27 protein-coding genes are annotated in these 25,686 nt (G+C 66.9%); 24 read left to right on the top strand and 3 right to left on the bottom strand.

Annotation, left to right across the window (positions count from 1 at the left end):
* The 14 genes from BM430_RS32310 to BM430_RS32240 form a co-directional block, all read left to right on the top strand.
* On the top strand, nt 1-1,807 hold a 1,807-nt coding region (locus tag BM430_RS32310), incomplete at its 5' end, for an Ig-like domain-containing protein (RefSeq protein WP_177303245.1).
* A gap of 700 nt (nt 1,808-2,507) precedes the next feature.
* The gene (locus tag BM430_RS34980) at nt 2,508-2,681 is read left to right on the top strand and encodes a hypothetical protein (RefSeq protein WP_177303244.1); all 174 of its coding nucleotides are present in this window, start codon (nt 2,508-2,510) and stop codon (nt 2,679-2,681) included.
* Between the two features lie 251 nt (nt 2,682-2,932).
* Nucleotides 2,933-3,286, top strand: coding sequence for a hypothetical protein (locus BM430_RS32305; protein WP_093571295.1), 354 nt, complete (start codon nt 2,933-2,935; stop codon nt 3,284-3,286).
* 32 nt (nt 3,287-3,318) lie between these two features.
* Nucleotides 3,319-3,864, top strand: a complete 546-nt coding sequence (locus tag BM430_RS32300; RefSeq protein ID WP_143132197.1) for a hypothetical protein — start codon at nt 3,319-3,321, stop codon at nt 3,862-3,864.
* Nucleotides 3,865-3,966: 102 nt separating this feature from the next.
* Entirely contained in the window at nt 3,967-4,182 is a 216-nt protein-coding gene (locus BM430_RS32295) for a hypothetical protein (protein WP_093571293.1), read from the top strand.
* A 78-nt stretch (nt 4,183-4,260) separates the two neighbouring features.
* On the top strand, nt 4,261-5,583 hold the full coding sequence (locus BM430_RS32290; protein ID WP_093571292.1) for an AAA family ATPase: 1,323 nt from the start codon (nt 4,261-4,263) through the stop codon (nt 5,581-5,583).
* Between the two features lie 10 nt (nt 5,584-5,593).
* Nucleotides 5,594-5,848: a hypothetical protein gene (locus BM430_RS32285; RefSeq protein WP_093571291.1), complete on the top strand. Its 255-nt coding sequence runs from the start codon at nt 5,594-5,596 to the stop codon at nt 5,846-5,848.
* The gene (locus BM430_RS34400) at nt 5,814-6,326 is read left to right on the top strand and encodes a hypothetical protein (protein WP_143132196.1); all 513 of its coding nucleotides are present in this window, start codon (nt 5,814-5,816) and stop codon (nt 6,324-6,326) included. Before BM430_RS32285 ends, BM430_RS34400 begins: the two co-directional genes overlap by 35 nt.
* Complete coding sequence (locus tag BM430_RS32270; RefSeq protein WP_093571288.1) at nt 6,316-6,534, top strand: hypothetical protein; 219 nt, start codon at nt 6,316-6,318, stop codon at nt 6,532-6,534. The genes BM430_RS34400 and BM430_RS32270 overlap by 11 nt, the downstream gene beginning before the upstream one ends.
* Nucleotides 6,518-6,853: a hypothetical protein gene (locus tag BM430_RS32265; protein ID WP_093571287.1), complete on the top strand. Its 336-nt coding sequence runs from the start codon at nt 6,518-6,520 to the stop codon at nt 6,851-6,853. Before BM430_RS32270 ends, BM430_RS32265 begins: the two co-directional genes overlap by 17 nt.
* 84 nt (nt 6,854-6,937) lie before the next feature.
* A complete protein-coding gene (locus BM430_RS32260) occupies nt 6,938-7,498 on the top strand; it encodes a hypothetical protein (protein WP_093571286.1) in 561 nt (186 codons plus the stop codon).
* Nucleotides 7,499-7,848: 350 nt separating this feature from the next.
* Nucleotides 7,849-8,289 carry a hypothetical protein gene (locus BM430_RS32250; protein WP_093571284.1) on the top strand — a complete coding sequence of 147 codons (441 nt, stop codon included), beginning with the start codon at nt 7,849-7,851 and terminating at the stop codon, nt 8,287-8,289.
* Between the two features lie 25 nt (nt 8,290-8,314).
* A complete protein-coding gene (locus tag BM430_RS32245) occupies nt 8,315-8,752 on the top strand; it encodes a hypothetical protein (protein WP_093571283.1) in 438 nt (145 codons plus the stop codon).
* 469 nt (nt 8,753-9,221) lie between these two features.
* The gene (locus BM430_RS32240) at nt 9,222-11,882 is read left to right on the top strand and encodes a PAS domain S-box protein (RefSeq protein WP_093571282.1); all 2,661 of its coding nucleotides are present in this window, start codon (nt 9,222-9,224) and stop codon (nt 11,880-11,882) included.
* Nucleotides 11,883-12,416: 534 nt separating this feature from the next.
* Here BM430_RS32240 and BM430_RS32235 read toward each other — a convergent pair.
* Entirely contained in the window at nt 12,417-13,310 is an 894-nt protein-coding gene (locus BM430_RS32235) for a LysR family transcriptional regulator (protein WP_093571281.1), read from the bottom strand.
* Between the two features lie 101 nt (nt 13,311-13,411).
* Here BM430_RS32235 and BM430_RS32230 point away from each other — a divergent pair, with 101 nt between their 5' ends.
* The 3 genes from BM430_RS32230 to BM430_RS32220 all read left to right on the top strand — a co-directional run bounded on the left by BM430_RS32230 (nt 13,412) and on the right by BM430_RS32220 (nt 18,432).
* Nucleotides 13,412-14,668 (top strand): MFS transporter, encoded by a 1,257-nt coding sequence (locus BM430_RS32230; protein WP_093571280.1) that lies wholly within the window; start codon nt 13,412-13,414, stop codon nt 14,666-14,668.
* Nucleotides 14,669-14,997: 329 nt separating this feature from the next.
* Nucleotides 14,998-16,272: an FAD-dependent oxidoreductase gene (locus tag BM430_RS32225; protein WP_093571279.1), complete on the top strand. Its 1,275-nt coding sequence runs from the start codon at nt 14,998-15,000 to the stop codon at nt 16,270-16,272.
* Between the two features lie 255 nt (nt 16,273-16,527).
* Entirely contained in the window at nt 16,528-18,432 is a 1,905-nt protein-coding gene (locus BM430_RS32220; protein WP_093571278.1) for an FAD-binding monooxygenase, read from the top strand.
* Between the two features lie 320 nt (nt 18,433-18,752).
* Here the strand turns inward: BM430_RS32220 and BM430_RS32215 are convergent, their stop codons facing one another.
* Entirely contained in the window at nt 18,753-19,292 is a 540-nt protein-coding gene (locus tag BM430_RS32215; protein ID WP_280142299.1) for a LysR substrate-binding domain-containing protein, read from the bottom strand.
* On the opposite strand from BM430_RS32215, the gene BM430_RS32210 reads away from it, so the two are divergent.
* The 6 genes from BM430_RS32210 (at nt 19,252) to BM430_RS32190 (ending at nt 23,654) form a co-directional block, all read left to right on the top strand.
* A complete protein-coding gene (locus BM430_RS32210; protein WP_177303243.1) occupies nt 19,252-19,902 on the top strand; it encodes an AAA family ATPase in 651 nt (216 codons plus the stop codon). The genes BM430_RS32215 and BM430_RS32210 overlap by 41 nt on opposite strands.
* Nucleotides 19,903-19,915: 13 nt before the next feature.
* Entirely contained in the window at nt 19,916-20,149 is a 234-nt protein-coding gene (locus tag BM430_RS32205; RefSeq protein WP_093571275.1) for a hypothetical protein, read from the top strand.
* Nucleotides 20,133-20,492: a hypothetical protein gene (locus BM430_RS32200; RefSeq protein WP_093571274.1), complete on the top strand. Its 360-nt coding sequence runs from the start codon at nt 20,133-20,135 to the stop codon at nt 20,490-20,492. Before BM430_RS32205 ends, BM430_RS32200 begins: the two co-directional genes overlap by 17 nt.
* Nucleotides 20,474-20,926: a hypothetical protein gene (locus BM430_RS32195; RefSeq protein ID WP_093571273.1), complete on the top strand. Its 453-nt coding sequence runs from the start codon at nt 20,474-20,476 to the stop codon at nt 20,924-20,926. The genes BM430_RS32200 and BM430_RS32195 overlap by 19 nt, the downstream gene beginning before the upstream one ends.
* Before the next feature lie 39 nt (nt 20,927-20,965).
* A complete protein-coding gene (locus BM430_RS34975; RefSeq protein ID WP_177303242.1) occupies nt 20,966-21,118 on the top strand; it encodes a hypothetical protein in 153 nt (50 codons plus the stop codon).
* A gap of 913 nt (nt 21,119-22,031) precedes the next feature.
* Nucleotides 22,032-23,654 (top strand): hypothetical protein, encoded by a 1,623-nt coding sequence (locus tag BM430_RS32190; protein WP_093571272.1) that lies wholly within the window; start codon nt 22,032-22,034, stop codon nt 23,652-23,654.
* Here BM430_RS32190 and BM430_RS32185 read toward each other — a convergent pair.
* A complete protein-coding gene (locus tag BM430_RS32185; protein ID WP_093571271.1) occupies nt 23,611-24,603 on the bottom strand; it encodes an IS481 family transposase in 993 nt (330 codons plus the stop codon). The two genes, BM430_RS32190 and BM430_RS32185, sit on opposite strands and share 44 nt — an antisense overlap.
* A gap of 250 nt (nt 24,604-24,853) precedes the next feature.
* Between BM430_RS32185 and BM430_RS32180 the strand changes: the two genes are divergently transcribed.
* Entirely contained in the window at nt 24,854-25,285 is a 432-nt protein-coding gene (locus BM430_RS32180; RefSeq protein ID WP_093571270.1) for a hypothetical protein, read from the top strand.
* Nucleotides 25,286-25,686: the final 401 nt, after the last annotated feature.

The raw sequence follows: 25,686 nt of genomic DNA, 5'->3' as shown, positions 1-25,686 counted from the left end.
CAGCTACGTCTACGACCCGAACGGCGCCTTCGACGAACTGGCGGCCGGGCAGAGCGCGAGCGACAGCTTCAGCTACACGGTCGCGGATGGGGCCGGGGGGCGGTCGAGCGCGACGGTGACGATCGTGGTGGCGGGTCTGAACGACGCGCCGGTGGCACGCCCCGATCAGACGACCACGCCCGAGGATCGGGCGGTGGTCATCGACGTCCTGGACAACGACACGGATGTGGATGCCGGTGCGGTGCTGCAGCTGGTGTCGGCCTCGGCGCCGCCCGGCCAGGGCACGGTCGCGATCGTCGACAATGCGCTCGTGTTCAACCCGAGCGCGGATTTCGCCAATCGGGGGACTGGGCAGAACGAGGTCGTGCGCGTCACCTACACGGTGGCGGACGAGGCTGGGCTCACGGCCGAGGGCTACGTCGACGTCATCGTGACGGCTGACGAGCCGCTTCCTCCACCGATCGTTCCGCCTAGCGTGATGCCGCCCGTCGTCACCCCCCCTGAGATCGTCCCGCCGCAGCCTGCGCTGCGCATTGATGCCCCGCTTGGGGTTCCGCCGATCGCGCGAGGTCCGGTCCGTATCCTCGCCGCCCTCGTGCCGAATCGCCCAGTGGACGCAGCAAGCCCGCTTCCCGGCCGTCCTGACTTGCCGGACTTCGCGATCGCCATTCCCTACAAACCTTTCGAGCCGGAGGTCTATCCGGGCGGTAGCGGTATCCCGCGCGGCGTGACGGAGAACGACGATCAGGAGTTCTCGAGCGATCCCGCGGTGACGCCCAACCCGCGCACCGCCCCAAGGGAGGCGCCGTTGCCGGGTGCACCGAGCACGTCCTCCGGGAGCGGCGGGCCGTCGACGTCCGGCGCCACCGAGCCCGCGGGCTATCCGGCAGGGATCGGCAACCTCCCGCATATGCCGCCCGCGCCGGCTTCCGACCCGGTGCCGGACACGCATGCCGGCTCGGCGCCGGAGCGGGCCTCCGATGCGCCCCCGGCCCGGGAGCATGAGGCGACCGGAGGCCTGCCGAGCGGAGGCCTGTCCCTCCTCGCGGTGCCGCTGGCGATCCGAAGCGGGCTCCAGCGTCCCTGGCGCCGGAAGGACGACCGCACCGTCCGAGGAACCGGACCTCTCGATCGCGTCCTTCGCCCGTCTCGTCCCGTGCTGCCAGCTGGGGTCGTGCCGCAGACGTTGCCGGCGGTCCTCAACAGCATCGGCGGAGTTCGGGAACTGGTATTTGAGGCCGAGTACGATCCATGCGCGCTGACGGTCGTCGAGGCTGCCCCTGGGCCGGACTTGCCGGCGGGCTCGGTGCTTGGCTTCAGCACGGAGATCGCGGACGGGCGGGCGCGGGCGCGGATCACGGTCGAGGCTGCGTCGCCGCTTGCCTCGGGTCCGTGCCGGTTTGCGCTCCTGCTCTGCTACCGAGCGCCGGATACGTCGCCTCGCGAGACACCGTTGACGCTCTCCGTCGTGAGCATCAACGGTGGGCAGGGCGCACCCGACGCAGTCTCTATCGCCGCGTCGGGCGAGGTTCCGCCTCGTGCCCGTACCGGGGAGTCGCGCAGCGGCCGGACTGGAGCGTGTGTCGACAATGACGCTTGCGAGGCCGTCGACCTGCCGGGCTCCGCGTCGTGGTCGCCGCGGATCGTGCTTGGAGAGCTGGCCCGTGCTCACATTCTCGATTCATCGCAGCGACGCACCGCTGCCTGGCAGTCGGACTTCGTCTCGTATCAGGGTTTTGCGGGAGTAGGCAGAAACAGTCAGACGAGCGGGATCATCCTTCCGCCGCCCATAAAGAAGGACACCTGATTCGGTAGGCACATGTCAGAGTCTGACTTGTCCGCTCCGGCAAGACGGGAGGTGTTCCGACGTCCCCTGACTTCATCACAGGACTGTGCTCATGAGCGGATGTCGATGTAACGGCACGGGCTGCTTAGGCCTTGCTCGACTTTTGCAATTTCTCCTAAATCTCCTCGAGTTGGGAGAGAGCGCCTGAGCCATGCAGATAATGAATCGCGATTTCGCATATAATTTCTGTGTTCATTTTTCGACCGGTGAGCATCGTATTAACAGAACAACCGGCAGCAACTGTCATGCTGAGCGGAGAGTGCTGATGTGGCCGGACGCTGATTGCCGGCCTCAGCCATCCCAACCACCGCCAAAACCGGTTCACTCATGTAGGCTTGGCATTTTCGTCCCCATTCCAAGGGGGAAAGTGCGTGGCGGCAGGAACGCCTGACCGCGGGCCCAAACCGTGGCTTCTGGACGTCACCGGCGTCAGACTTCGTAGCTCAGCTGGATAGTGCATCCGCCTTCTAAGCAGCCGATTGCAGGCTTTTCCGGATCCGTTTCCCTCTACGTGGAGCAGCCGCCGGACTGGCGGCCAGGTCGAACTCGGACGGCACTCGGACGGCCGGTTCCGCACCACAGGGCGCTCGGACGGCGGCGGGTGGCGGTGTACGCGGTTCGAGGCGTTGCCGGCGCCTGCGCGAGCTGACACGGTACCGGCATGAGTGATCTCATCACCCGCGAGGGGCTCGTCGCCGAGGCTCTCCGCCTACTCGACCTGGCGAACGCCATGCCAGTGCCGGCGCTCGCGGAAGGGGAGGGCTACGCGTCCGACGGTATCGGGGTCCTGCGTGGCCTGCCTGCCGGCCGCGAGCGCATGCTCTACCCCTCCTAGGACGGCCCCAGCGCCGGCACGGTCGTTGAGGTCACCGACCGCGTCATGGTCGGCACGGACAGAAGCACGGTCGTCGTTCGCCGCGGCGGGGAGCTCGTACTGCTGCATGATGTCCGCGGGTATAGGACGGAGGCAGACGGCCTGGGCGCCTCCGTCGAGGCCGCCGTGCGCGAGGGGCTGGCGCGGCTGCGATAGGCCGCTTTCCGCCCGGACCGGCTGGCGCGCCGACAGGGCCGTGCTATCGCTGAGGCATGCCGCTCGCCCGCGTCCCTGCCGAGGACCTCGTCGCCCGCTACGCGGACCTGCTTGCGCCCGACGCGACAGTCTGGGCCGGCATCGGGTGGCGCCCCATCGTCGACGAGGCGCTGTCGGTGCTGGCCGGGCATCCCGTCGTCGTCACCGCCGTGCGGGATCACGGTGCCGGGCTGCGGCTCGGCGTGCAGCCCCGGGGCGCATGGACCGACGAGGCCTACGCCGTCGCCGGGCGCGTCGTCGACGGCGCCCGCGACCGCAGCCGGGAGACGTGCGAGGCCTGCGGCGCGCCCGGCCGGCCGCGCGTCCCCGGGCCCGGCGTCCGGTGCGACGCGCACGCGACGGAGCGCTAGCGCCAGACCCTGGCCGTGCTATCCCGGGCGACATGGAGATCAAACTCGAAAACATGCGGGACGACCTGTGGCCGTGCCCGGACGGCTGGACCGTCGTCGGGCGCGTCGGTCGCCAGTCTCTTGCCTATGATCCTGAGCGGCGGCCGTACCTGCTGAGCGATGGCGAGGAGCCGGTGCCGCTCGACCCAGCCGAGGTCAACGGGTCCCTCTACGCCGCCATCGAGACAGCCGCGCTACGGCTGTGGCCTAGCGGATGGGCAGCACCCCTCAGCGACGTATTCAAGGTCGACCGCCGCGCCGTCACGCCGAGCCGGATAAGCAAGAAGGGCCTGCACCCGCGCGTGCTGCGTGCCCTGGGTCGTTTGGCCGAGGACTTCGACGGCGAGGCTGCCAGCCGAGGCTATCTCCTCCTCGCCCTGGCCCGCTACGTCGACCGGTACCACTGGCCGCGCGATAGCCTGGGGGCCAGCCGCGAGGACGTCGAGCGTGACGTCGACCGCTGCATGGACCTGCTGATCAACGCGAGGTCGCGAGGACCTTCGTTCCCCTCCCGGCGGACGGAGGCAGACGAGGACTGAGCCCTTAACGCTTCCGAAAGGTTTGTCGGTCTAATCCTTGGGACGAGACGAACAACTGGTTTTGACCGGTTGACGCTCGATAGGTCCAAGGAGGCCAGATCGATGAAGAAGCCCCTCAGGGCGGCTTTCGCGCCGACGCGCGAGCTGTACGCCTGCACCGCATCACTCATCAACGACAGCGTCGCCCAGGACCTCGCCGCCTGGGTCCGCCACCAGCGCGCCACCGGGCCGGAGCTCGACTTCGCCGTCGGCATGTCGACCGACCGCGTCGTCGACGAATTCCTCGCCGGCATCGAGCGGGCTGCCGCCGATTGCTAGGCCGCCGGCGAGACGCCGAAGGCCAAGGCGCTCCTCGGCCGGCGCCTGATCGAGGCCATCTACCTCGGCGAGCAGGTGATGGCCGACGAGGACGGCTTCGACCGCCCCGGTCTGCCGGAGATTCTCGGGCGCCTCGCCTACTACGCGCTTGCACTCGGCCTGCGGGAGGCGCGCCAGTACGCGCACGACTACGCCATCGAGCTCGCGCGGATGTCGCTGCCGGGCGACGCGACGCACTACGTGGCGCACGGCCTGAGCCTGCTGACGCCGCTGCATCCCTGCTTCCTGGCCTCCGAGCTCTCGCAGTGCGGGCTGTGCCTCGCCATGAGCCACGCCCTCGCGCTCGGGCTGGAGCACCTGCCCGGGATCATGCCGGCGGCCGCGTCCCTCGATGTGGAGGAGGAGAACGAGGACTGCGAGGGCATCGTCTGTTGGCGTCGGAACCCCCCGCCGGCGCGGCCGCGCCCCAGGGCCGAGCCGGCCGCCAAGGTCGCCGCGGCCGATCCGGACCGCGTGGCCAAGCCCGGCCATGTCATCGTCCTGCGGAGGATTGGCGAGGTCGGCCGGTCGGACATGCGTCGCGACATCGAGCGCACGGTCGAGCCCATCCTGAACAAGGACATAACCCTCGTCGCGGTTCCCGACGACCGGCGCCCCATCGTCGGACGCATCCTGGCGCGCCTGCCGCACATGCACGTCGCGGCGAAGGCTATGGTCACGTATGCCGCGAGGGGGCACTGGGGCTGGGATCCCGTGATCCTGTGGGGGGACCCGGGCACGGCCAAGACGGAATACGTCCGTCTACTCGGGCAGGAGACCGGGCGGCCGGTGTTCCGCTTCAACGCGGACGCGGCGCAGGACGCCAGCTTCGGCTCGACGTCATCGCGCTACAGCACCGCGCACCCGTCCTACCCTTTGGCGAGCCTGCTGCGCTCGTCGGTCGCGAGCATCATCTGCCACGTCGACGAACTCGATAAGGCCGGCGGGTCCAGGGATAACAACACCGGAAGGCTTACCGACGCGTTAACCTCGATGCTGGAGAAAAGCACGGCCTCGGCCTGGTACGACAGCTACGTCCAGGCTCCCATCGACTTGAGCCCGGTGCAGTTCATCATCACGGTGAACGACATCAACCGGATCCCCCACGTCCTGCAGGACCGGTGCAGGATCATCCCGGTCGGCACGCCGCTGCCCGAACACCTGCCGATCCTCGCCCCGCAGTTCGCCCGCGCGGCCTGCCGGGACCTGGGCCTCGACGAAGCGTGGGGCGTGTTCGACGACGTCGAGTACCGGGCCCTGGAGGAGGCATGGGGCCAGGGGGGCTCTCTGCGGACGCTACAGAAGCTCTGCCGCACGATCCTCCAGGCGAGGGACCTCGCCCCCGGCATCTCGCGCCACTGAGGTCACCGACATGCCCCCCGAGCTCAAGGCGGTCGCCGACCGCCTGTCGCTGGCGGCTGCCTGCCGCCGGGCGAACGGCGTCATCTCAAGCGGCGTCGCCATCATCGTCCAACGCCTCGCCGGGCACGTAGCGACCGGCGAGGTGTCCCTTGAGAAGGCCCTCGCGACGGCGCTCGCCGCCGAGGCGGCCGCCCTCTCCGTCCCGCACGTCCCCCCTCTGGAGCCCCGCGATGTCCGCAACAGCCCCCACCCCTCTTTCTTCTGAGAACCGGAAGCCGTCCGTCTCGGCCGACGACGTCCAGGCGCTCAGGGCGGTCTATGCCGCCTACGTCGCCGCGTCGAAGCGCATCAACGCCGCCGTCGAGGCAGGCGAGGCCTGCATGGCACTGGCCCCGGCGCATAAGTGGCGCGCCTCCTGGGCGCTCACCCTGGCCATCAGGGGAGTGATCACGCCGGGGGAAGCCTCGCTCGAAATCCACGAGGCCGAGTTCGCGGCGATGAGCCGGAAGCCGCTCCCGCTCATCGACTATGGCATCGAAGCGGTCGTGTCCTGGCATGACGCCATCCGGCAGCCGCCGCGCCCGCCCCAGTCGTCGTGTCGGCCGCATCCGCTGAAGCCCAACCCGGCTTGGCACATGAAGGAGCAGGGCGACGAATACGACCGGGCCCAGGAGGAGCGCTTCACGCACCTCCACGACAGCCCTTTCGATTTCGACGAGCCGGACGACCGCGATGCCGCGTAGCGCCGCTTCCGCCGCGGCCGCCCGAATAGGACGGCCGATCCCGGGGCCCGCCCAAATAGGGGGCCCCCGGCCCGGCCTGCAGGACGACGCCCGCGCCGGCCGGGCCAGCGAGGGCGACCTCATCCACGACGCCGGCGTCCTGCTCGGCGCCGCCCTTTCGGCCCCCTACCGCCACATGAAGGAAACTCGCGATGTCGTCTCGCACTGACAAGATCAGCCTGCCGCACCGGCAGGAGCTCACCATCCTCCGGGAGATGGCGTGCGGCGCCTTCGAGCGCGTCGGCCAGATGCGGAGAAGCGGCGTTTGCTGCCAGGCTGTCTGCGAGGCGTCCTCGAAGCGCATCTCGTTGATCATCAACCTCAACAGCGTGGGGCAGATGAGCATGCAGGATGCAGCTTGGGCCATCATGCGGGCGGAGTACGACGCGCTCGTCTCCAATGCCCTCGCGGAGTTCGATCCTTTGAGCGGCCAGCAGGACGGCCAGCATGGCGGACAGCAGGACGCCGACGACGATATCCCCTTCTAAGCCCAGCCGCCGCGCCCTTCGAGGCCGCTTAAATAGGGCGGCCCCGTCCCAGCCAAACTAACGCCCACTCTGAAGGTACCAATAATGACCGAGTTCGAGATGCGCACCCTTCCTGGCACTAGCCCCAACAAGTGGGTCGACACAACCGAGCTGACGCCTCGCCAGCGCATCGCCGCACTGGAGAAGGTGAGGCTCCTTCTCTGCGACTTGTGCGTCGAGGAGATGCACCCTAGGGACGTATCGGCTGTCCTGGCGGTCGTAGACCGGCATATTATCGCCCAGGAGTGCGTCGAGTGTGAAGAGCAGGAGGCCATGGAAGCCCCGTCGGTTGCTAAGGCAACCAAGACCGAACTTTCACCGCCCCCGACGCGGAAGCGCAAGCTCCGCTCTCGCTACGTCAGCCCTGAAAAGTATGTAGATCTCCTGGGCAAAATTCCTGTAGCAGCCGACCGCCTGCATGCCGCCTGGGAGGCGGGTGTCGTCCCCGACTTCGTCGGGCGTCGCGGCAGGGAGAACATCCTGCGGCACCGGGATGCGTTGGCTAGGGGCGTCATGAAGAAGGACGAGGTCACCCGCCTGGAGGAGTGGGTCGTGGCTATCGACAATGCGTACGCCCGCATCCCTAAGCAGCCGTCGTCGTTGTGACGGCAAGGTTAGACCGCCATACCCGGCGGCGGTGCTGACCCGTGCGCATGGGCGACCGGACCGTCGCCCACGTCGAGGTCGTGGCCCTGTTCAACGTCATCCTCGTCGTCCGGCCGGTCGCCCTAGCCCGCTTCAAGATCCGCCGGCTCCACGAGGTCTGTGCCCTCGCGCGGGAGGATCCCACCGACGCGCCCAGACCGCCCGGCCCTCGCCGGCTTCACTTCGATCCCAGATGGCGACGGGCGCCTCCTCGCCGACGGCGTGCCAGTCACCAGTGTGCACATCTCCTGGTTCGAGCCGGACCACTCGGCCTGGGTGGCATCCCCGACCCTGTTCCTAGAGTACCTGTCGTGATCAGCGCCTTCCTCGACCACCCCGTCACCCGGCTCGTCGTCGTCCCCTTGCTGACCGCGGGCTACGTCGCCACCAGCCACGCCGAGACGCCCACGTTCCCCTCGCGCGGGGACATCTGGCACTACGGCGTTCAGGCGTCCGGGGGCCGCGGCGTCACGCGCTACGCCACTGTCGAGGCCACGCTGGCGGGCGTGGACTGGCGCGTCACGGTGACGTGCGGCACGCACGAGAACCGCACCGGCAAGGTCCTGTCGCGGCACGTCGGCAAGGGCACGAGCGAGCGCGGCCGCGGCCCTGGCCTCGGCGGCACTTACCTCGTTGAGGGCGTCCGGCAGAATTTCATCATCACCCTGCGCGGCGCCGAGCTCGACCTTCCGGCGCAGTTCACCGACCCGCGCTGCGCGAGCGGGATCGGCCAGCTTTCGACGGGCGACTGAGCCCCCCTTCCATGGAGACCCTCTCGTGATCGCCACCCTCTTCGACCACGTCCTCGTCCGCACGGTCGTCATCCCCGCCATCGCGGCGGGCTACGCCGCGACCATCCCGCCGAAGGAGAAGCCGTTCCCCCAGGCCGGCGACCGCTTCCTCATGTCCGTGCGCGGGCCCGCCGTCGGCGGCCGTGCGGGATTCGCCCGGGTCTACGCCTCGCCCGTCGGCCGGGACGGCTGGACGACGACCGTGACGTGCGGGACCGTCGACGCGCGAGGCCGTGAGACGATCTTGCTCCAGGCCCCGGGCAACGCTCACCGCGACCGCAGCAGCTTCACCGGCACGTGGACGCTCCTTTCCGGGGGACAGATGCGCGTCTGGTCCGTCACGCGCCAGGACGGCCTCGACGTCGAGGTCGCCATGAGCGGGCCGTGCCCCTCCGGCGCCGGCGACCTCTCCTCGGGCGACTGAGGCCCTCGTGCCCTGGCGCTAGGCCGGGGATGCGCGATCATGTCCGGCGGAGGACCTCGGCATGGACAGGACGTGCGCGACGACGTGGATGCTGTGCGCTCTAGGGCTGGCGGTGGCGGGATGGGCCGCCGTGCGCACGCCACGTGTCCGTGTGAGCATCGCTGAGCATCAGGCTAACCTTGGCAGGCCGTTCGTGGCTGGCGTCAGCCCCAGTAGCGCGCCGCGGCCTCCCAGGACCACGGCGCAAGCGCCGGCAGGGCGAGCAGCTTTTAGCGCGCCGCGTCGAGGCGCTTGACGGCCGGGCCGAGCGCCAAGGGTCAAAACTCAATCAGCCTGACCGTGAGAGGGGCTACTGAGGGTGGAAAGCGGCTGCTAGCATGAAGGCGGAAAGCAGTCATGCCGCGAACGTGGCCAGCGAAGACAGACTTTTGTTGACTGGATTGATCGCTTGTGTCTGTGTCCTGGCTGTATGACGCAGACCTACGACCCCTGGCCTATCACCAGCGGCGAGATGGCCGAGCGTATCCGCTCGTTCGATTGGGCATCGACGCCGCTGGGGCCGATCGAGCGCTGGCCGCAGAGCTTGAAGACGATTGTCGACCTTATGCTCGTCTCACCGAGCATGATGAGCCTCGTTTGGGGGCCGGATGCGATCCACCTCTACAACGATCGCTTCACGGATTTGCTGAGGGAGCACGACGTCAGCGCCTTGGGGCAGTCGGCCTACGAGACCTTCGCCCGGTCGCGCGACGTCTTCGAGGCCGACATCGCGGCCGGCATGGCTGGTCGGTCGTCGCGGCTGCCGGCGCAACTCTACCCCGTGCTCCGGCACGGCCGGCTGGAAGAGGCCTGGTTCGACGTCGAGTATGCGCCGGTCCGCGACGAGGCCGGGGCGGTCGGCGGCGTCCTCTGGACGCTCAAGGAGACGACGGCACAACACCTGGCGGAGCAGGCCCTGCGCGCGAGCGAGACGCGGCACCGCCTTCTGATCGAGAGCTGGACGCAGGCGGTGTGGGAGACCGGTCCCGACGGCGTCCTCGCCGATAGCCCGAGCTGGAGGGCGTACACCGGTCAGACCTTGGAGGAGTGGCGTGGCGACAGCTGGCTCAATGCTGTCCATCCCGACGACCGGGCCCTTGGCGAGCAGCAATGGCGAGAGGCTATCGCGACTTGCGGGCTCGTGAACGCTGAGCTTCGCCTTCGCGCGCCTGATGGTGGCTGGCTTTGGACGAACGTCCGCGCTGCACCCGTGCTCGATGCGACAGGGAACATCGAGAAGTGGGCCGGGATGAACGTCGATATCGACGCCCGCAGGCGTGCCGAGACAGCCCTGCGTCAAAGTGAGGAGCGATTGGCCGCCATTTTCAGCAATGCTGCGGTCGGACTCTCCGAGCTGGCGCTCGACGGCCGCTTCCTGCGCGTCAACGATGAGATCTGCCGCATTCTCGGGCGCTCCCGTGAGGAGGTCCTGAGGCTGACGATCGGCGACGTGACGTTCCCAGAGGACCTGCCCCCAAGCCTCGCCGCTGTCTCGAGGGCGCTGCGCAGCGGCGAGACCGCCTCGCTCGATAAGCGTTACCTACGGCCGGATGGCAGCGTCGTATGGGCCAACAGCCGCCTGCGGCCACTACACCACGGCACGGGCCAATCAAGCACTCTGCTTGCGGTCACCGCCGACTTGACCGAGCGCCGTGCCGCCGGGGAGCGTCTGCGGGAGAGCGAAGAACGCTTTCGCCAATTCGCTGATGCCGCTTCTGGCGCGCTCTGGGTGCGGGATGCCGCGACCTTGCAGATGGAGTACGTCAGCCCCGCCGTGACGCGGATATACGGCGTCGGACCCGACGCGTTCCTGAATGGCGTGGAGACCTGGGCGTCGGCGATTATCCCCGAGGACCGCAAGGCTGCGCTGGAACATCTGGAACAGGCAAGGCGGGGTGAGGCCATTGTGCATGAGTTCAGGATCCAGCGACTCTCGGATAGCAGCTTCCGCTGGATCAGAAACACCGAGTTCCCGCTCTTCGACACGAATGGCCGTGTGCAGCGCATCGGTGGCATCGCCGAGGACGTGACCGAGGCCAGGCTCGCCGCCGAGCACACAAGCGTGCTGCTCGCCGAGTTGCAGCATCGGGTGCGCAACATCATGGCGATGATCCGTTCTATTGCTGCCCGCACCAGCGAGCGGGCAGCCAGCGTGCCAGACTACGCCGAGCTGCTGATGGGCCGCCTGCTCGCGCTTGCCCGGGTGCAGGCGCTGCTCACCCGCGCGGTGAATGTCAGCGTCGGGATCACCGCCCTCGTGCACGACGAGGTGAGCGTGCAGGCGCAGCACGAGAGGCAGTACGACCTCGCCGGCCCGGATGTTGCGCTGTCGCCCAAGGCCGCGGAGGTGCTGATATTGGCTGTGCACGAACTGGCGACCAACGCCCTCAAATACGGCGCCTTATCCGCAGTGGACGGCAAGGTCACCGTCCGGTGGTCCGTCGTCGAGAAGCGGGGCAGCCCCTGGCTCGTCTTCGAATGGACGGAGGACGGCGCCCCTGAGCGCCCGCAGCCAACCCAGGATGCGCTCCGCCGACGAGGCTTCGGCAGCGAGCTGATCGAAGCACGCGTCCCTTACGAGTTACGCGGGCGTGGCAAGCTGACGATCGAGCCTGGTGGTACCCGCTGTCATTTGGAGTTTCCGCTCAAGGAGGGCACCAGCATTCTGGGAACCAGCGCGCCGCAGCGCACGGCCGTTTTTGGGGGGACGCTCGACATGAAGAGCGAACCGGATCTCACAGGTTGCCGTGTCTTGGTGGTGGAAGACGACTTCTATCTCGCGACTGACACCGCCCGGGCTCTTGCGGGCGCGGGCGCAGAAGTGATTGGCCCATGTGCGAGTGAGGAGGACGCGCGAGCGGAGTTGGACGACCAGCAGCCCGACGCCGCCGTGGTCGACATCAACCTTGGTCCAGGTCCGTCGTTCAAGTTAGCCGAGACGCTGAAGGACCGCGGCATCCCGTTCGTGTTCATGACCGGCTACGATGCCGAGGTGATCCCGGCGGAGTTCGCAGGCGTCGAACGGCTGGAGAAACCGTTCCAGTTCCGACAGATCGTCGGCGTCGTCGCGAAGCTGACGACGGCCGTATAGCCCGAGAGCAGACCCTCCCAAGGCCTGCGACGGGTCGGGAGAGGCGGTTCCGCGCCAAAGGGCCTCAGGTCAGTTCATGCCGCCAGGCGGCAGACGAACTCCTGACCCAAAGCGGCTCCTCCAAGCCGATGTCGGGAATTTCCGGTTGCGAGGTTTTTCTGGTTATTTCATATCCTGACACGGTTTCCTGACGCTCAACTTGTTGCCAAGCTCTCGCGTGAAGCGTGTCAGCGGAAGCTGAGGGCCGCCGTGCAAGGTTTGCTGTCGTTTTTTACATTCCGATCCAGTCAACAGAATGACAGCTCGGAGCGGGAAGCCACGGCCCAAGAGGTAAACGCTGGATAGCAGGATTGCGCCCTCTTCCGGACCTTCACTATAAGTCCGATGAACGGCCGCTCATCACCACTTGCTGTCGATGACGTAAATCACCGATTACATGTTAAACATTTATCCGACTTACTGCTATGATATTATTGGCTTATCGACTATGATTTATATTTTATCGTAAACCGTATTTAATATTCCATATTTCCCTTAGATATCATTGATTGCTTGCTTGTGTTGCACTCGGATGAAATCCAGCAATGATCTCACTCTCGGCAGTACGAGTCGCTGTGCAGGCACCATAGCTTTTACCCACAGATCAGGAACGTTGAACCTAGGAATGACTACTTCAACTTGCCCTTCTTGCAATGCTGTTGTGGCAATATAATGACTGAGTAGTCCAATTCCCTCTCCTTGTCTAACAGCATTAAGTAGCATGAGCATATCGTTGCTTGAAAGCCACGGCCGAACTGTAACATGGACCAAGCCTGTATCGCCGAGGAAAGGCCAGCTCGGCCCAGTTGGCTGATAAACGATACAACGATGAGTTTCGAGCTGACTGGGATGTACTATGGTCCCATGCCGGGCTAGATAGTCTGGGCTCGCAAACAGGGCGCGTCGAATGGGCCAAAGGGTCTCGTCGCTCACACCATCGAAGCTCATCGGAAAAGCCGTGATCGCAATGTCGATGCTTTCGACAATCGGATTGAGGGTGCCATCGAGGAGCAACACCTCCAGATCGATGCCCGGGTGCTTGCGCGCGAACTGAAGCAGCAGCGCATTGAGGCGTGCAAAGCCCAGCGTAGATGGAACCTTAATGCGCACACGACCTTCTAAGCGCTCGGGTTTCTGTCGCAACGCTGTGAACGTCTCATCGTACAAAGCAAGTAGGGCCTTGATGCGACCTAGGTGATATTCGCCTTCAGCACTCAAGAACACCCTACGGGTGGTACGGTGGAGCAATGAAAAACCGGTTTGACGCTCGAGCTGGACCACGCGCTTGCTTATGATGGCGGGGGTGACACCGAGAGCTTCGGCGGCTGCCGTGAAGCTGCCTGTGCGAACAACCTCGGCAAACGCGCGCATGTTGTCGATGGAATCCATTGTTTATGATTCGTAAAAAATGCTTCCTCGTCAAGCACCTTTTTCCGCCCAGCGCCTCCCGCTAGCTTCCCTATCAAGCATAAGCTTTGTGGGAGAGAAGCATGCCCGGAGCACTTCTGGAGCAGGAACGCCGTAGATCCATTCCCGGGGCCTCCACCGGGCAAACCGTGGACGGCATCGTCAAACCAGTCTTCCGCTGGACGGTGCTGCTCATCTCGTGGCTCGCCGTCACGCTCACCTTCACGGATCGCCTGGCCTGGGCAAGCGTCGCCGTTGAGGCCGGCCGGACACTCGGCCTTCCCGTCGCGGCACTCGGCGTCTTCGTGACGGCCTTCTACTCCGGATACGTCATCTCGAACGCGGTTGGTGGTCTGTCGAGCGATCGTTTCGGGTCCGAGCGGGTCATGCTGTGCTCGCTGGTCCCTCTCGGCCTCGCAACCTTCGGCTTCGGTTTCACGACCAGCATCACCTACGGCCTCTTGATGCAGGCGATCATGGGCCTGGCGGCTGGCGCGAACCATGCAGCGACCGTGAAGCTGATCGTGTCCTGGTTCGGGCTCACAGAGCGGGGACGGGCCATGGGCCTGCTGACCAGCGCCAATTCGTTCGGCGTGGTTCTGGCCAATGCCATCGTGCCCAGCCTCAGCGTGAGCATCGGCTGGGGCGGGGCTTATAACGTGCTCGGTCTGATCACATCAGTTTTCGGACTGGCCGCATTCCTGATCTTGCGCCACCGCCCTGCGCCGCAAGCGCCGGCACCCAGCCCACGCTTCGATCCCATGCTGGTGTTCCGCAATCGTGATCTGACACTGCTGGGACTCGCCGGGTTTTGTGCAATGTGGGGCACTTGGGGCGTCGCGTTCTGGGCCAATGCTCTTATGACCAGGCAGTTCGGGATGACGCCTGTTCAGGCCGGAGGCTTGCTGGCGCTGTTCGGAGTGGCCGGCATGGTTTCGAAGCCTGCGTTGGGTTTTTTGCTGGACCTGATCGGCTCCAACAAGAAAAAGCCCATCCTCATTTGTGTTTTCACTACCTTTGCAGCCGCACTAATCATCTATTCAGGCCTGGATAGCATAGGCGAGTTTACGATTGCGACGCCGCTACTCGGCCTTGTAGCCTTTATTTACACGCCGGTCCTGGTGGCATCCGTCAGCGAGGTGGCCGGGCCGCAGCAGACCGGGACGGCAGTCGGTATCACGAACGCCATCTGGCAGCTTGGTAGTGTCATCGTGCCGATCGCCATCGGTGTGGTGTTTTCCGCGACTGGGTCGTTTCAAGTCGCGTTCCTGGCCCTCGCGGCCGGGCCATTGCTGGCAGCTTTGCTCATGCTTCCCGTCCGCTACAAGGCAGCCGTCTAGTCCAGTTTCAACAATTCGTGTCGGGATCTTGCCGTCAGCGTCAAGACGGCTCTTCGTAAGACTGCGCAACGTACGCCGGTCTCATGGACCAGGGCAGCTGCGCACTCATCAACCGCCGAGCGCGGGCCGTAACGAGGCGGAGCAGATCGAATGCACAGACTCGACGCTAAGCATCCTGAATAAATTTCGCAAAAGTGGCCGCTGGTTTTGCGACAAAAATCTGCGACGAACAAAAAATACTCAAGCAGACGATGTGCTAGCCTACCAACGCAAGTCTGCTGAGATCTCCGGCGTTCAGGCGAGTAAAGAACTTCAGAAGGGTCGACGTGATGACAGAGAAGTATGACGTGCTCGTCGTTGGCGGCGGGTCGGCCGGAGTGGGCGCAGCCGTAGGCGCTGCGAGGACCGGTGCCCGGGTCGGCCTCATCGAGTCGGCCGGCTGCCTCGGCGGCGCCGCCACCATGCGCAACGTGCTAACCTATTGCGGCCTATACACGCTCGGCGATCCGCCCCGGCAGGCCGTTGCCGGCGTGGCCGATGACGTGATCGCGAAACTCCGCCGCTGGGGTGCCGTGACGCCCCCGATCCGTCACCGCGGCGTCTTCGTCGTCTTCGACCCGGAGGCGGTAAAGCGCGCGCTGGACGAGGTGTGCCGAGAGGCCGGCGTCGAGGTCCTGCTCCATGCTTTCGTGGCGGAGGCCGCGCGCGAGAGTGATCGCGTGACTGGCATCCGCTTTGCAGATCACAACGGCCTACACGACCTTCGGGCCGACGCGTTCGTCGACGCCAGCGGCGATTGCGACCTCGCCTTCTTCGCTGGCGCATCGACGCGCTATGGGAACGACGGCGCAGTCAACCTCGCAACTCTCGGTACCCGGTTCGGCGGGATCTCGCCCGATGCCGACATCTCGGCAGCCTTAGTGACGCGGATGATCGAAGCCGCGAAGGCTCGGGGCGTTCACGCGCTCAGCAAGAGCAAGAGCGTGATCGCGCGACTTCCCATCTCCGGCGACGTCGTTGCCTACCTCGCGAGCGAGGACTACGACGCCCGGGATGCGCACAGCATGGCGCGCGCCGAGATGGACGGCCGGCAGCAAGCCTGGGCTTACCTGGACGTTCTGCGCGAGTTGCCGGGTTGGGAGCGCGCTTTCCTCGTCGCGACAGGCCCGGATTTCGGGACGCGGGAGAGCCGTCACATCAACAGCATTGAACAATTGACCTGGCAGCATGTCGTGGAAGGCCGTCGCTGCGACGATTGCATCGCGCTTGGTGCCTGGGGTGTCGAGTGGCACGACCGAAAGACTTTCGAGAGCAGCTTCGTCTATCCGCCCGAGCGCGGAACGTACGACATTCCGCTCGGCTGCCTGACAAGCATCGATACACCCAACCTCTTCGCCGCGGGACGAACCGCCGACGGTGATCGCGAGGCGGGAGCCTCGCTGCGGGTGATGGGGACGGCCCTCGCGACCGGCCAGGCGGCCGGCGTCGCAGCAGCCTGCCACGCCACCCAGGGGCGTACCGAGGCCGCAGAGGTCCGCCGCATCCTGCGCTCCCAAGGGGCCCTGATCGATGCCGGCGACATGCCGGCCGGCATCGCGGCCTGACTATTGACGGCGCCGCCGCTTCCAGGTCCGCCTACTCCTTCTCAGCGGACCTCCGACCCAACCTAGCGGAGGTTCTGCTGCGCTTGCGGCGAGCCGCTTTCAGCCGCGAAGCTGATTTCGCAGAGACTCTATCCACGACCACCGGCGTGGAAGCTGCCAAGATCACGATTTTTAAGGCTCACGCGGCAACAACCCCACGGTTCGATCAGAATATATTGCATATACGAGATATATAGTCCGAGCAGGGAGGACAGCATGCAATTCTATGTTGATGGTTACAAACCTGGGGATCCAGAGATCCTGGCTGCCGCACCGGGCACGGAAACGCAGCCGGCAGGTCTTCCCGATGCCGTCGACGTCCTCATCATCGGCACCGGACCCGCCGGTATGGTGCTGGCTGCGCAGCTCTCGGCGTTCCCCGGCATCACGACGCGCATCGTCGATCGCCGGGATGGCCCGTTACAAGTCGGGCAAGCGGATGGCGTCGCGTGCCGCACGGTCGAGACGTTCGACACGTTCGGCCTGAGCGCGAAGCTCGTGCGGGAAGGCTACTGGGTCAACGAGACCGTGTTCTGGCGCCCGTCCCCCGACGATCGGGCGACGATCGCGCGGACCGGGCGGGTCCAGGACACCGAGGACGGCCTGTCGGAGTTCCCGCATCTCATCGTCAACCAGGCCCGCCTGCTGAGCTACCTCCAAGACTATATGGCAAAGTCGCCGACGCGGCTCGCCCCCGATTTCGGCGTGGATTTCGTGACCCTCGCCGTCGAGCCCGAGGGCGATCACCCCGTCGTCGTCACGGTGAAGGACGTCGCGACGGGGGCCGACAGGGTGGTCCGGGCCCGATACGTGGTCGGCTGCGACGGCGCGCGCAGCCGGGTGCGGGACGCGATCGGGGCGGTCCCGGAAGGAGATTATGCCAACCATGCCTGGGGCGTGGTCGACATGCTCGCCGTCACCGACTTCCCGGACATCCGCATCAAGGCTGCGATCCAGTCGGCCGACCACGGCAACATCCTGCTCATCCCGCGCGAGGGCGGGTACATGGTGCGCCTCTACGTCGATCTCGGCGAGGTCGATCCCGCCAACCGCGACGCGGTGCGCGATATCACCGAGGAGCAGGTCATCTCGGCCGCCCGGCGGGTGCTGCACCCCTACACGCTCGACGTCCGCGACGTCGCGTGGTTCTCGGTCTACCAGGTCGGCCAGCGCGTCACCGACCGGTTCGACGACGTCCCGGCGGACGAGGCCGGCTCCCGTCTGCCGCGCGTGTTCATCGCTGGGGATGCCTGCCACACGCACAGCGCAAAGGCCGGCCAGGGCATGAACGTCTCGATCCAGGACGCGGTCAACCTCGGCTGGAAGCTGGCCGCCGTCCTGGACGGGCGGGCGAGCCCGGATCTTCTGCGCACCTACACGGTCGAACGGCACGCCATCGCGCAGGGCCTTATCGATTTCGACAAGGAATGGTCGGCGATCATGGCCTCACCGCCCAAGGACCCGGCCCATCCGGAGCGCGGTGGCGTCGATCCCGAGGAGTTGCAGGCCTACTTCGTCAAATCCGGCCGCTACACGGCCGGCGTCGCGACGCACTACCCGTCAGCGACATGCCTGACCACTGAGGCGGTCCACCAGGCCTTGGCGAGGGGCTTCACGGTCGGCATGCGGTTCCACTCAGCGCCGGTGGTGCGCCTTGCCGACGCTAAGCCGATGCAGCTCGGACACGTTCACCGCGCTGACGGGGCCTGGCGCCTCTACGCCTTCGCGGATGCGGCTGCCGAGAGGCTGCGCCGGCTGATGGATCGTCTCGCGACGTCCGACCGGTCGCCGGTGCGGCGCTTCACGCCGGATGGTGCAGACATCGACAGCGTGATCGACGTCCGTGCCATCTTCCAGCAGGGGCATCGAGACCTCAAGGTCGAGGAACTGCCGGCGCTTCTCCTGCCGCGGAAAGGGCGCTTCGGACTGATCGACTACGAGAAGGCCTTCACGGCCGATCTAAAGACCGGTCCCGACATCTTCGACCTGCGCGGCATCGACCGCACACGGGGCGCGATGGTCGTCGTCCGTCCGGACCAGTACGTCGCGACCGTGCTGCCCCTCGACGCGCATGACGAGCTGACCGCCTTCTTCAAGCGTATCCTGCTCGACCGTCGCTAGGCGCGATTGCCGACGCTGGTGCCATGACGGCCAATCGACGGGACGGGGCGGTGCCGACCGCCCCGCGACACACCCAGCCTCGGCTGCCCGGCGGGCGCCCTACGCGAAGTCGTCCTTCAGGCGCTCAATGTTGGCTTGTGAGACACAGCCGAACCGTCGGTACGCGAACTGCTGACCCGTTCCGGACCTTCCGCCCCGCCTGTTCGGATGTCTGCTCTGAAGACAGAAGCGGACCTGAAGGCGCCAGCCGCAACATCAGGATGCCGTGGCCCCTTACCCGGCGCGGAGGCCTAGAGCACACGTCATCGGATCTGCCTCCGCTAAAGTCGCCTCGGTTCGGGCGAACCTATGTCGTCCCGTGACCACTCGTGCAGGAAGTCGACAAAGGCCCGCACCTTCGGCGTCCGAAACCGGTTAGCGGCCCAGAGGACGCTGAGCGTTCCCGTCCGCTCCGTTTCCTGCTTCAAAACCGTCACCAAGGCGCCGGAGGCGAGGTGTTCGCGGACGAGGAAGTCCGGAAGGGCAGCGATACCGGCCCCGGCGAGCGCCATCTCGATGAGCGGATCGATGATGTTGGCCGTCAGTGAGGCGGGCGGCTCGACCTCACCGGCGTTTCGCAAGGGCCACGGCGCGAGGCGGCCCGTCGACAGCTTCTGCCTCAGGCAGACGTGCCGGGCGAGGTCGGCCGTGGTCCGCGGCGCGCCGCTACGCTGCAAGTAGCCCGGAGCGGCCACGAGCCGCCACGGGAAGCTTACGAGCCTGCGGTGCATTAGGCGGGAGTCGGCCGGCTCGCCGGAGAGGATCTCCGGTCGGGCATACGTGGCGCTCCCCCCGACGCTGCTGCTGGGGCCGCCCGGCACCGGCAAGAGCCGTTTCGCCCGGCGGCTCGGCGAGGTCCTCGGGCTGGCGGTGACGGTCTACGGCTGCGCGGGCGTCTCCGATTCCTCGTTCATCGGCACGTCGCGCCAGTGGTCGACAGGCCGCGCTTGCGTGCCCCTGCAGGCCATCCGGCGGGCGGAGGCGGCGAGCGTCCCCGTCGTCCTCGACGAGCTCTCTCGCGCCGGGACGCGCCGCGACAACGGCCTGCTCACCGACGGAATTTTGGCGCTGACCGAAGGAGATACCGCGCGTGCGTACCACGACCCCTACCTGGAGTGCGCGGTCGACCTCTCCGCCGTCTCCTACATCGCGACGGCGAACACGCGCGCCGGCCTCGACCCGGCGCTGCTCAGCCGTTTCCGGGTGCTGGAGATGGGGCCGAGGACGCTGGCTTCGCTCCCGGCCCTGACGCGCGCGATCTTTGTCGACCTCCGCGTCGAGCGCGGCCTCGACGACACGTGGCTGCCCGGGCCCGATCCCGAGGAAGAGGGCGTCCTCGCCGCGCATTGGCGGGACGGTTCCGTGAGGACCTTGCGTCAGCTCGTCGAGGGGATTGTCGCCGCGCGCGACGCCCTCGCGACGCGGATGTGAGGGAGGCGCCGCCATGCACGCTCCCGTTCTCGACTACCTCCTCTCCGCCCTGCGGGCCCACTGCGCCTCTGGCCGCGTCCATGTCGACGTGGCCCATGGCCTCGACGGCTACATGCAGCATGTCATCCGGCTGGCCGACGCGCGCATCCTCTCCGGCCCGGAGGCGCTCGTCGCGGCAAACCGCGCGCTGTCGCTGGCCCTCTCGCTGCCCGAGATTCCGGAGGACCGCCATGCGCCCCGGAGCTGACGACAACATCGTCGACGTCTACCGGAACCGCCGCCTCCGCCCGCGCGCGTGGTCGGTCCGCGAGGGCGGCCGCGCCAATCGGCACGTTCGCGCCATCACGCTGCGGGACGTGCGCTTCCACGTCCACGCCGCCGCCGTCGCGAGGGTGCAGGCCCTCCGGCAGCGCGCCGTCTGCGCATACGCTCGGGGGATTCCCTGCAACGCGCCGCGGTACCCCTCGGCCATTCGGGTTCGCTTCAACCCGTTCGAGGCGGCCGCCTTCACGACCGAGGATGGCGTCGCCGGCCTCCGGGCAAGCCTGGTTCACTTTGAGGAGGATGGGTCATGTTGGGCCGTTCTGTAACCGTCGCCCTGGTGCTCGCCGCGGCCCCGGCCGCCGCCAAGTCCGGGGCCGAGCCTCCGGGTAGCGAGGTGATGTTCCCCGCCAAGGGCGACCGGTTCCTCCTCGCCGTCCGCGGTCCCGCCGGGCCCGGCCGCGAGCGCTTCGCCCGTGTGTACGCCTCGCCGGATCGGGGCACCGCCTACTGGACGACGTCGGTCACGTGCGGGACCGTGGACGTCCGCAACGGTCGCGAGCGCATCGAGGCGCAGGGCGCCGGTTCCGCATGGCTCGACAAGGGTAAGCTCGCCGGGACGTGGTCGCCGGTCGGTGGCGGCTACGGCGACGCCCAGATGCGCACGTGGTCCGTCGACAGCCGGGACGGCCTCGACGTGACGGTGTCGATGAGCGGGCCGTGCCCCGGCCGGGGAACGGGCGACCTTTCGTCTGGCGACTGATGCTGGCAAGCTGGGCCGTCCCCTCCGGAGGCCGGCCCCATGTTCGACCGCGAGCTCGTCGCCGCCCTTGGCTTATGCGCCCTCGGCCTGGCGGTCGCCGGCGTCGCCGCGGCCCGCCCGGCGCCATCCGTCGTCACCGTCACGCGGGCCGGCGAGCCGCTCGTCACGGTTCTGGCGGCTCGATCGGGATAGGGGGCGATCCTTATGAACCGCACCCCTCCCACACCACCCGGCATGCGGGTCCGCACCGGGCGGTTCGAGGAGTTGAGGTTGCCCTGTCCCCGCTTTGACCTGTCGCGGGCGGTCGGCTTCGTCGCTGCTCAGGGCAAGCCCGGCTTCACCGGCCCCTCCGCTGAACCGCCCCACGCGCGTGGGCATCTGACGCCATGCCTCCCACATCGACAGGGGGCGGGCACTCCCCCTCGTTCGGCCCTTCAGGGGTGGCGCGTACCGCCCCCTACTATGGCCTCGGCTGACTTCTCGCTCCGGCTCGAGGCCATCGAAGGCCAAACACCGTCGCCCTTGCAGGCGTCAGGCGAGATCTCCCCAGGTAAGACCGCGTTCCGTCCCTGCACGACCGCCGGATCTACGCCGCTCCGCCTTGATCACAAGAGTCGTGGACGTGCCCGCGAGGACGGGATGGCTTGTCCTACGGCACCGCCGAGGGCATAGTAGGTCCGTTCCCCCCACAATCCGGCCGCCTCCGCTCCGCACGAAGTGTTACGGGGTATGTCTTTCTTGGCGGAGCCAAGGGACGGGGACAAAAAAATCTCGCTGCCCCTCCAGGTCGCCGACAGGATACCCGAACCGGTCCGAGGCGCAGGCAAGCCCGCCTGATGCCCTTGAGGTGCCGGATGGGTCGATACACGCGTGCCACCCCAACAGCCCGCACAGACCCCGTTTCCGTGCCTTCCAGGGCCGTATCGAGCTTTGCAGCAGGGCCGTTTTCCGCTTCCGGTCGCAAGTATTCGGGCGCCTATCGGAATGTGTTCGACCCGCCTCCGCCTGAATTGACCCTTACAGGTCCCCGTGTATCCTGACCTCGTTGACCCCGGTCGCGTCGTGGATGTGCAGCCCCACGGACGACCCGAGATAAGGGACCGTCGTGACACCCGCCAACACCTTCGGCCTGCCCGTGCAGGCTCCCGCCGAGCGCCCCAGCCTCGTCTTCTGCTCGGACCTCTCGCCCCTCGACTACTCCCGCATCGTGCACCCGCAGGGCACCCCGGGCTCCGTCGCCTTCTGCGGCCCGGCCACGTCGAGGAAGACCGGCAAGCCGACCTGGCACGACAGCCGCTGGAGCACGTACGCCCTGGCGACCCGCACCTGCGACGTCGGCCAGCACCGGTTCATGAGCTTCGCGACCTGGCCCCGCCAGAACCGGGGCGAGCCCAAGCCCAAGCGCACGACGGAGAACGCCGTCTCCATCGGCGCCTCGTGGGTCGACCTCGACTTCTACAACGAACCCGACTGGAAGGACGTCTCGCCCCTCGTCGTCCTCGAAGCCGTCCTGAACGTCTGCCAGGATCGGGCCTGGCCTGCGCCGTCCTACGCCACGTCCAGCGGGCGCGGCCTCCTCGTCGCCTGGCTCTACGCCTGCCAGCCCGCGCAGGCCGTCCTGGCCCGCCACCGGGCCATCCAGGAGACCCTGCACCAGACCTTCCGATCCATGGGCTCGGACCCCTCGGCGAAGACCATCACGAAAGTCTTCCGCATGCCGAAGACCCGCAACGAGCGGAACGGCGCCATCGTCGGCATCCTCTGGCCCACCTACATCCGCGAGATCCAGCCGACCACGTTCGACGCCCTGGCCGAAGCGGTCCTGCCCTATCGCCGCAAGACCAAGAAGGAAAAGGACGCCGAGGCGGCCGCCGCCAAGGCCGAGCGCACCGCCAAGGTCCTCGCCGCCCGCGCGCCCCGGAAGCAGCATGCCGGGGCCAAGCTCGGGGGGCGCTCGTACTGGGCCACGCTCCGCGAGGACCTGGAGCGGCTCCAGGCCGTCCGGCACGGCACTGGCTCCGTGCCCGACGGCGAGGGCCGCAACGCCTGGATCCTCGCCCTGACGTACGCCGCGGCCTGGGACATGCCCGCCTCGGCCCTCGACCGCTACGTGCGCGACCAGGCGGCCCGGTGCGGCCTGACGGAGGCGGAGGCCCTCGACAAGACCGTGACCCTCCGGGCCAAGGCGCAGGTCGCCGCCCGGGGCGAGCGCATCCTCAAGGGCACCCGGAAGCTCGACCCCCGCTACAGGCCCGCGCCCGGCTACTTCGTCGAGCTCCTCGACATCGAGTCCCGCGAGATGAAGCGCGCCGACCTGCGCATGCTCATCGACGGCGCCCGGCGCGCGTCGAACGCCATCGGGCGCGTCGTGAAGGCCCGGCGTGCGGCGGGGGTCCAGGCCCGCTCCGACCAGCAGGCGGTGCGTCTCCACATCGGACAGCAGGTCGAGGAGATGGTCGAGCTCGGCATGAGGCAGGCCGACGTCGCCGCCCTCTACGGCGTTTCCGTCCGGTGGGTCACGAGCGCTCTCCGGGACGCCCGCCAGGTCGCCGCCATCGGTAAGGTCACGGCCGAGCCTGCGCCCGTCCCGGAGTCCGAGGTCGAGGCGGCCATCGTGGTCGACGACGTGGCCGAGACCCTCAATGTACCAGCGGCATCTGCTACGCACGAAGTGTTACGGGGTACTAGATGTTTGGTCCCGGAATTTGGTGGTGCGGGTCATTCGTGAACCTGGACGGGTCGTCTGTCCAGGCTTTGCAGATGGCCTCGTAGGGTGTGAGGCCGCGTAAGCTCTTGAGGCGACGTGCGAAGTTGTAGGCTGCGACAAAGTCGGCGAGGTGCTGTCGATGTTGATCGTGGCTGTCGTAATGGAAGCGTTTCACGGTCGCTTCCTTGATCGTCCGGTTCATCCGTTCGACCTGCCCGTTCGTCCAGGGATGACGAGGCTTGGTCAAGCGGTGCTTGATGTCGAGATCAGCGCAAGCTCCCTCGAAAGCATGGCAGCGAAACGGCACCTTCTCAGCCCGCATTGCTTTGATGTCTTCGGGCGTCCAACCATCGCCGGTAGGATCGGTGAAGTGTGTGCCATTGTCGGTGAGCGCAATCTGGATTTTGTAGGGAACAGTGCTGGCAAGCGCTCTCAGAAAGTCTCCTGCAACGCGGCGGGTTGCTTGCTCATGCAACTCGACGAAAGCGAACTTGGACGTTCGGTCGATGGCCACGAACAGATAGAGTTTGCCTTCCTGTGTTCTGACTTCGGCGATATCGATGTGGAAGTAGCCGATCGGATAGCGTTTGAACTTGGAACGCTTCGGCTGCTCATCGCTCGTGTCTGGCAACCGTGAGATGCCATGGCGCTGCAAGCAACGATGCAAGGACGAGCGCGTCAGATGCGGGATTGTTGTCTGGAGAGCGTAGAGGCAATCATCCAGCGGAAGGAGAGTGTGGCGTCGGAACGCCACGATAACCGCCTCGTCCTCGCTCGACAGCACCGTGGATTTCGGTTCGCTCGGTCCTGTCCTGCAGTCTGCGGTCGAGATCCGCTTCTTCCATTTGGCGACGGTCTTGGGATTGATGCCATAGCGTGTCGCGAGATGCTTCAAGCTGTCTTGACTATGCTGGATCGCTCGACGGATTGCCGCAGTCGTTGTGGCGCAGCCGTGGTGAACCTGGCCCATAGCGCATCCTTCCACTCGCGCGTGAAAAATGCACCATCAAACCCTGGGATCAAACATCTAAGGAGATCGCGCGCGAGGGTGTTGTGGCCATCAACGTCAGGCCCTATTCTGCGGGGGTCACGACGAAGGGCTGCACCTTTCCCGGACGGACGCCCGCTGCGAGCCCCACGGCCCGGCGGGCGTCTTCATGTCCGGCCCTTGCCGTGACCTGACGTTGGTCCCTTGCGTCCCGGCTCGGCACTATGTCGTCATGACCGACGCCGCCGCCGACCGGGCCCGCTGGGCCGCCGCTTTCGCCGACTCCCTCGCCGGGTTCGATCCCGGCCCCTACGTCGCCGGGGACGAGGAAGCGGGCATGCCGCTGTCCCCGGCGACGCGCCTGACCCAGAGCCAGGAGAACGCCCGCAAGCGCGCCAAGCGTGCCCGGGACAAGGCTCGCAAGGTGCACGAACTCGACGCCGCCATCGCGCAGGGCCTGCGGTCCATCCTGCGCCAGCGCAAGGTGTACGAGCGCATGAAAGACGGCGAGGAGCTCAACAACATGGCCGTCCGCGTCGAACCCGTTTTCGCGGAGGCCATGCGGTACCTGGTGGAGCACTGCGGCTGGGACCGGAAGCTGGCCTCGCGAGCCCTCACCGCCAAGCTGCTGCGCCCGGCCCAGCCCCCGGCCGCCAAGGCGTAGCCAAGGGCGTCTGTCCCTGCCGGGGCATGTGTTGGCGGATGCACGGGGCGCCCCGAGCCTGGGGGCGTCCTTCCTGCCTGGGAGGCCGTCCTCACGAGGGGGCGGCCTCTCCCTTTTCAGGTCCGCCACCATGCCCGGCTACCGCGACAGCCCGATCATCGTCACCCCTCCCGACCTGAGGGCCCGCATCCTCCCTAATGCGGTCGCGCAGGCCGTGCGCAGAGGCACGCGGGCATCGACCTGGCGAAGTGCAGGGGCCGCTTCGGCTACAACGTCGACCAAGCCCTGCACGTCGCCTGCAAGGTCTGGGATTGCCCCGGATCGGTGGACACCAAGAACGCTTTCGCGTGAGGTGTTTTTGCCATGCCGAGAACCCGTCCCCCGTACCCGGCGGAGTTCCG

The sequence above is a fragment of the Methylobacterium sp. 174MFSha1.1 genome, assembly GCF_900116815.1.
Taxonomy (GTDB): domain Bacteria; phylum Pseudomonadota; class Alphaproteobacteria; order Rhizobiales; family Beijerinckiaceae; genus Methylobacterium.
The sequence above is the reverse complement of the archived record's forward strand: the minus strand, read 5'-3'. Positions and strand labels throughout refer to the sequence as shown.

Bases quoted from the DNA above. Each gene is read 5' to 3' on its own strand.
- BM430_RS34980 (WP_177303244.1), top strand. From the start codon at position 2,508: ATGAGTGATCTCATCACCCGCGAGGGGCTCGTCGCCGAGGCTCTCCGC.
- BM430_RS32265 (WP_093571287.1), top strand. From the start codon at position 6,518: ATGTCGTCTCGCACTGACAAGATCAGCCTGCCGCACCGGCAGGAGCTC.
- BM430_RS32260 (WP_093571286.1), top strand. From the start codon at position 6,938: ATGACCGAGTTCGAGATGCGCACCCTTCCTGGCACTAGCCCCAACAAG.
- BM430_RS32220 (WP_093571278.1), top strand. From the start codon at position 16,528: ATGCAATTCTATGTTGATGGTTACAAACCTGGGGATCCAGAGATCCTG.
- BM430_RS32270 (WP_093571288.1), top strand. From the start codon at position 6,316: ATGCCGCGTAGCGCCGCTTCCGCCGCGGCCGCCCGAATAGGACGGCCG.
- BM430_RS32235 (WP_093571281.1), bottom strand. From the start codon at position 13,310: ATGGATTCCATCGACAACATGCGCGCGTTTGCCGAGGTTGTTCGCACA.
- BM430_RS32230 (WP_093571280.1), top strand. From the start codon at position 13,412: ATGCCCGGAGCACTTCTGGAGCAGGAACGCCGTAGATCCATTCCCGGG.
- BM430_RS32240 (WP_093571282.1), top strand. From the start codon at position 9,222: ATGACGCAGACCTACGACCCCTGGCCTATCACCAGCGGCGAGATGGCC.
- BM430_RS32290 (WP_093571292.1), top strand. From the start codon at position 4,261: ATGGCCGACGAGGACGGCTTCGACCGCCCCGGTCTGCCGGAGATTCTC.
- BM430_RS32195 (WP_093571273.1), top strand. From the start codon at position 20,474: ATGTTGGGCCGTTCTGTAACCGTCGCCCTGGTGCTCGCCGCGGCCCCG.
- BM430_RS32200 (WP_093571274.1), top strand. From the start codon at position 20,133: ATGCGCCCCGGAGCTGACGACAACATCGTCGACGTCTACCGGAACCGC.
- BM430_RS32295 (WP_093571293.1), top strand. From the start codon at position 3,967: ATGAAGAAGCCCCTCAGGGCGGCTTTCGCGCCGACGCGCGAGCTGTAC.
- BM430_RS32300 (WP_143132197.1), top strand. From the start codon at position 3,319: ATGGAGATCAAACTCGAAAACATGCGGGACGACCTGTGGCCGTGCCCG.
- BM430_RS32225 (WP_093571279.1), top strand. From the start codon at position 14,998: ATGACAGAGAAGTATGACGTGCTCGTCGTTGGCGGCGGGTCGGCCGGA.
- BM430_RS32305 (WP_093571295.1), top strand. From the start codon at position 2,933: ATGCCGCTCGCCCGCGTCCCTGCCGAGGACCTCGTCGCCCGCTACGCG.
- BM430_RS32205 (WP_093571275.1), top strand. From the start codon at position 19,916: ATGCACGCTCCCGTTCTCGACTACCTCCTCTCCGCCCTGCGGGCCCAC.
- BM430_RS32180 (WP_093571270.1), top strand. From the start codon at position 24,854: ATGACCGACGCCGCCGCCGACCGGGCCCGCTGGGCCGCCGCTTTCGCC.
- BM430_RS32185 (WP_093571271.1), bottom strand. From the start codon at position 24,603: ATGGGCCAGGTTCACCACGGCTGCGCCACAACGACTGCGGCAATCCGT.
- BM430_RS34400 (WP_143132196.1), top strand. From the start codon at position 5,814: ATGTCCGCAACAGCCCCCACCCCTCTTTCTTCTGAGAACCGGAAGCCG.
- BM430_RS34975 (WP_177303242.1), top strand. From the start codon at position 20,966: ATGTTCGACCGCGAGCTCGTCGCCGCCCTTGGCTTATGCGCCCTCGGC.
- BM430_RS32285 (WP_093571291.1), top strand. From the start codon at position 5,594: ATGCCCCCCGAGCTCAAGGCGGTCGCCGACCGCCTGTCGCTGGCGGCT.